Below are 4,338 nucleotides of genomic sequence, written 5' to 3'. Positions count from 1 at the left end.
CCGGGGCTACAGACCCCGTAGCCCGGAAAAGGTGCGCAGCACCGCCTCCGGGAAAGGCTCCTGCCTGCCGGCACCCTTCATTCACGCCCATGATGAGATGAACCCGGCCCCGAACCGATATTATTCAGGCAAGCCTTCCCTCGCCAGATACGGTAAACTAATGCTGATTTTGCATCAGGAAGCCACTATGAACCTCTCCCTCAAACCCTGGAATACCTTTGGCATTAGCCATTCTGCCAAAGCAATTGTACTTGCTGAAAATGAACAACAGTTGCTGGCTGCCTGGCAAGCCGCTGCTGCAGAACACCAACCTTGTCTGATCCTTGGAGAAGGAAGCAACGTTCTGTTCCTGAAAGACTATTCCGGCTCGGTGATCATCAACCGCATCATGGGGATCGAGGTAAGCGAAACGTCTGAAGCCTGGCGTTTGCACGTTGGCGCCGGTGAAAACTGGCATCAACTGGTGCAATTTGCGCTGGAAAATGGAATGCCTGGGCTGGAAAACCTGGCCTTAATTCCTGGCTGCGCGGGATCTTCGCCAATTCAAAATATTGGTGCCTATGGTGTCGAACTGCAGCGAGTATGTGAATACGTAGACTGTATCGAACTCGAGACGGGTCGCAAGCAGCGCCTTTCTGCCGCAGAGTGCCGTTTCGGCTATCGCGACAGTATTTTCAAACATGAATATCAGGATCGTTACGCGATAGTGGCTGTTGGGCTACGGCTGGAAAAAGCATGGCAGCCCGTCCTGACCTATGGTGATTTAACCCGCCTCGATCCGCAAACTGTTACCCCACGCCAGGTATTCGATGCCGTTTGTCACATGCGTATGACCAAGTTACCGGATCCTAAAGTGAATGGTAATGCCGGTAGCTTCTTTAAAAACCCGGTCGTCAGTGCTCAGGTTGCTCAGGCATTGCTGGCTGCATTCCCTGGCGCGCCGCATTATCCACAGGCTGACGGCAGCGTTAAACTGGCGGCCGGTTGGCTTATCGACCAGTGCCAGCTAAAAGGCAAAACGGTCGGTGGGGCTGCCGTTCACCGTCAGCAGGCGTTGGTGCTGATCAACGATAACCAGGCGACCAGCGATGATGTCGTAGGGTTAGCCCACTATGTCCGCCAGCAGGTTGGCGAGAAATTTAACGTTTGGCTCCAGCCTGAAGTGCGCTTCATCGCAGAGAACGGTGAAGTGAATGCGGAAGAGGTGATTGCATGAAAGACAATACCGTACCCCTGACGCTTATCTCTATTCTGGCGGATGGTGAGTTTCACTCTGGCGAACAGCTCGGCGAACGCCTGGGGATGAGCCGCGCGGCAATTAACAAGCATATGCAGACGCTCCGCGACTGGGGTGTTGATGTGTTTACCGTACCAGGGAAGGGCTATAGCCTCCCTGAACCGATTGAATTGCTGGACGAGCAAAAGATTGCCGACCAGATTGAACAAGGTCGCATTACCGTGCTGCCGGTGATTGATTCCACCAACCAGTATTTGCTGGATCGTCTGGATGAACTGAAGTCAGGTGATGCCTGTGTCGCTGAATATCAGCAGGCTGGTCGAGGTCGTCGTGGCCGTAAGTGGTTCTCACCGTTTGGGGCCAATCTTTATCTCTCCATGTACTGGCGTCTGGAACAAGGCCCTGCTGCTGCGATTGGTTTGAGCCTGGTGATCGGTATTGTGATTGCAGAAGTACTGCAGAGCCTGGGGGCGGATAACGTTCGGGTCAAATGGCCGAATGATATCTATCTGCAGGACCGCAAGTTGTCCGGTATCCTGGTAGAACTGACAGGCAAAACCGGTGATGCCGCGCAAATCGTCAGCGGCGCTGGTATCAACCTCGTGATGCGCCGCGTTGAGTCTGACATTGTCAATCAGGGGTGGATCAGCCTCCAGGAGGCGGGAGTCTTCATTGACCGTAACACCCTGACGGCGCGTCTGGTGAAAGCATTACGTACCGGTTTGCAACTATTCGAACAGGAAGGTTTAACACCTTACCTGCCACGCTGGGAAAAACTGGATAACTTTATTAATCGGCCGGTGAAGCTGATTATTGGTGATAAGGAAATATTTGGTATTTCTCGCGGAATTGATGCTCAAGGGGCATTATTACTCGAGCAGGATGGGGTAATTAAACCATGGGTGGGAGGCGAGATATCGCTGCGTAGCGCTGAATAGAAAAAAGGGAGCTTGCGCTCCCTTTTTTATTTCCTTAGGCGAACTTGATCGACCGAATGATTTTCGCTTTTGGTCATAATCAAGCTTGCTCGCTCTCGGGTTGGTAATATATTTTCTTTTAAGTTCAGTAGGTTGATCTCATTCCATAATGAAGTGGCGATATTGACCGCTTCGTCTTTTGAGAGTTTTGCGTAATTATGGAAATAAGAATCCGGATCGGTAAAAGCGCCTTCACGGAATTTCAGGAAGCGGTTGATATACCAGTTTTTTAATAAGTCTTCCGGCGCATCGACATAAATAGAGAAGTCGACAAAGTCAGAGACAAATACATGATGCGGATCGTGCGGATAATCCATCCCGCTCTGCAGAACGTTCAAACCTTCCAGAATAAGAATATCCGGTTGAGCAACGGTTTTATCACCATCAGGAATAACATCATAAATGAGATGGGAATAGACCGGCGCGGTGGCATTTGGTACGCCAGATTTCAGGTCAGAAACAAACTTCACCAACCGATGCATATCATAGGACTGCGGGAAGCCCTTTTTTTTCATCAAGCCGCGTTCTTTTAACACCGAGTTAGGATGTAAGAAGCCATCGGTAGTTATCAGTTCAACATGACGATGTTCCGGCCAGCGGCTAAGCAGCGCCTGTAAAACACGCGCTGTAGTACTTTTACCAACCGCAACGCTACCTGCAATACTGATGATGTAAGGAATACGCTGGCCGTTGGTGCCAAGAAATTGCTCAAGTACCGCCTGGCGACGGAGGTTGGAACTGATATAGAAATTGAGCAAACGTGACAGCGGCAAATAGATCTCGGCGACTTCTTCCAGCGAAAGATCTTCGTTGATGCCTTTTAACCGCGCGATTTCTTCCTCTGTCAGCGTCATCGGAACGGAATCACGAAGTGCAGCCCATTGGTTGCGGTTAAATTGTAGATAGGGTGTCATTAACGTCTGCTCTTTTTTGCTCATAAGCATGTTCTTACTATCACCGAAAAAGAGGTAGCGGTGATGCTTCACACTAGTTAATCAGGACAATGGGCAGGAGGGTAACACCAGAATGCCGGGAATAATAAGAAAAAAACTCATCGAAGGGCGCTTTCTCATAGCAGCATCACAAGTGATGAATAAGTAGAAAGAGGGGAGAAAGCGAGTCTGCTATCTTTGCAGGTTAGCAATCGCACCTGCCACCAGGATTTGCAGGTGAAAAAACCATCATTCTTATATCTGACAGGCGCAGCGAAACAAATTCTGCGTTGATGAGTGCGCTTTTTTTGCACTCCATTGTTTGAAATTACACCGTTTTTTGGTGTAAGAGCACAAAATGTGAGCAAGAGAACGTTTTATGCAAATTTTTAGTTGCATGAACTCGCAGGTCTCCCTAGAATGCGCGCTACTTGATGCCGACTTAGCTCAGTAGGTAGAGCAACTGACTTGTAATCAGTAGGTCACCAGTTCGATTCCGGTAGTCGGCACCATAACAATTTGGGTGGGGTTCCCGAGCGGCCAAAGGGAGCAGACTGTAAATCTGCCGTCATCGACTTCGAAGGTTCGAATCCTTCCCCCACCACCACTTTCGGGCAACGCTTTGCGTAGCCGGAGTTGGTTGGGTAAACTAATCAGCTCAACATTAAAGAGAGCAATCTCTTTTTTGTTACAGAAAGAACTGGGTAGCCGAGTTTCAGGATGCGGGCATCGTATAATGGCTATTACCTCAGCCTTCCAAGCTGATGATGCGGGTTCGATTCCCGCTGCCCGCTCCAGACGTGCTGATATGGCTCAGTTGGTAGAGCGCACCCTTGGTAAGGGTGAGGTCCCCAGTTCGACTCTGGGTATCAGCACCACTTCTTTATCTCTCCTTCCCTGTTTCTCTCTGTTTATTGCATTCAACAAGTCGGGCATGTTGCCTGGTTGATGTGGTGATATCACCGATTTATCCGTGTCTTAGAGGGACAATCGATGTCTAAAGAAAAGTTTGAACGTACAAAACCGCACGTTAACGTCGGTACTATCGGCCACGTTGACCATGGTAAAACAACGCTGACCGCTGCAATCACTACCGTACTGGCTAAAACCTACGGCGGTGCTGCTCGCGCATTCGATCAGATCGATAACGCGCCGGAAGAAAAAGCTCGTGGTATCACCATCAACACTTCCC

The 4,338-nt window shown here is 49.9% G+C and carries 4 protein-coding genes and 4 tRNA genes; 7 read left to right on the top strand and 1 reads right to left on the bottom strand.

What is annotated here, in order from left to right; genetic code table 11:
• Window positions 1–187: 187 nt before the first annotated feature.
• Complete coding sequence (murB, locus tag ABLU80_RS13455; RefSeq protein WP_348850077.1) at window positions 188–1,216, top strand: UDP-N-acetylmuramate dehydrogenase; 1,029 nt, start codon at window positions 188–190, stop codon at window positions 1,214–1,216.
• The gene (gene birA, locus ABLU80_RS13450) at window positions 1,213–2,175 is read left to right on the top strand and encodes a bifunctional biotin--[acetyl-CoA-carboxylase] ligase/biotin operon repressor BirA (protein ID WP_348850076.1); all 963 of its coding nucleotides are present in this window, start codon (window positions 1,213–1,215) and stop codon (window positions 2,173–2,175) included. Before murB ends, birA begins: the two co-directional genes overlap by 4 nt.
• Window positions 2,176–2,201: 26 nt before the next feature.
• Here birA and coaA read toward each other — a convergent pair whose 3' ends face one another.
• A complete protein-coding gene (coaA, locus tag ABLU80_RS13445; protein ID WP_026612434.1) occupies window positions 2,202–3,152 on the bottom strand; it encodes a type I pantothenate kinase in 951 nt (316 codons plus the stop codon).
• Window positions 3,153–3,582: 430 nt separating this feature from the next.
• On the opposite strand from coaA, the gene ABLU80_RS13440 reads away from it, so the two are divergent.
• The 5 genes from ABLU80_RS13440 to ABLU80_RS13420 form a co-directional block, all read left to right on the top strand.
• Window positions 3,583–3,658 (top strand) — tRNA-Thr (locus ABLU80_RS13440).
• 10 nt (window positions 3,659–3,668) lie between these two features.
• A tRNA-Tyr gene (locus ABLU80_RS13435) sits at window positions 3,669–3,753 on the top strand.
• Window positions 3,754–3,868: 115 nt separating this feature from the next.
• Window positions 3,869–3,943: transfer RNA gene (locus ABLU80_RS13430), tRNA-Gly, on the top strand.
• Between the two features lie 5 nt (window positions 3,944–3,948).
• Window positions 3,949–4,024, top strand: a tRNA-Thr gene (locus tag ABLU80_RS13425).
• A 115-nt stretch (window positions 4,025–4,139) separates the two neighbouring features.
• Window positions 4,140–4,338 (top strand): GTP-binding protein (locus ABLU80_RS13420; RefSeq protein WP_000031657.1); only part of this gene is annotated, 199 nt, incomplete at its 3' end.

Origin of the sequence: Klebsiella sp. CN_Kp104 (assembly GCF_040064515.1) — a bacterium.
Classification (GTDB): domain Bacteria; phylum Pseudomonadota; class Gammaproteobacteria; order Enterobacterales; family Enterobacteriaceae; genus Klebsiella; species Klebsiella aerogenes.
The sequence above is the reverse complement of the archived record's forward strand: the minus strand, read 5'-3'. Positions and strand labels throughout refer to the sequence as shown.

What these genes read in the sequence shown, in the direction of transcription:
- murB (WP_348850077.1), top strand. Translation starts at nt 188, where the DNA reads ATGAACCTCTCCCTCAAACCCTGGAATACCTTTGGCATTAGCCATTCT.
- birA (WP_348850076.1), top strand. Translation starts at nt 1,213, where the DNA reads ATGAAAGACAATACCGTACCCCTGACGCTTATCTCTATTCTGGCGGAT.
- coaA (WP_026612434.1), bottom strand. Translation starts at nt 3,152, where the DNA reads ATGAGCAAAAAAGAGCAGACGTTAATGACACCCTATCTACAATTTAAC.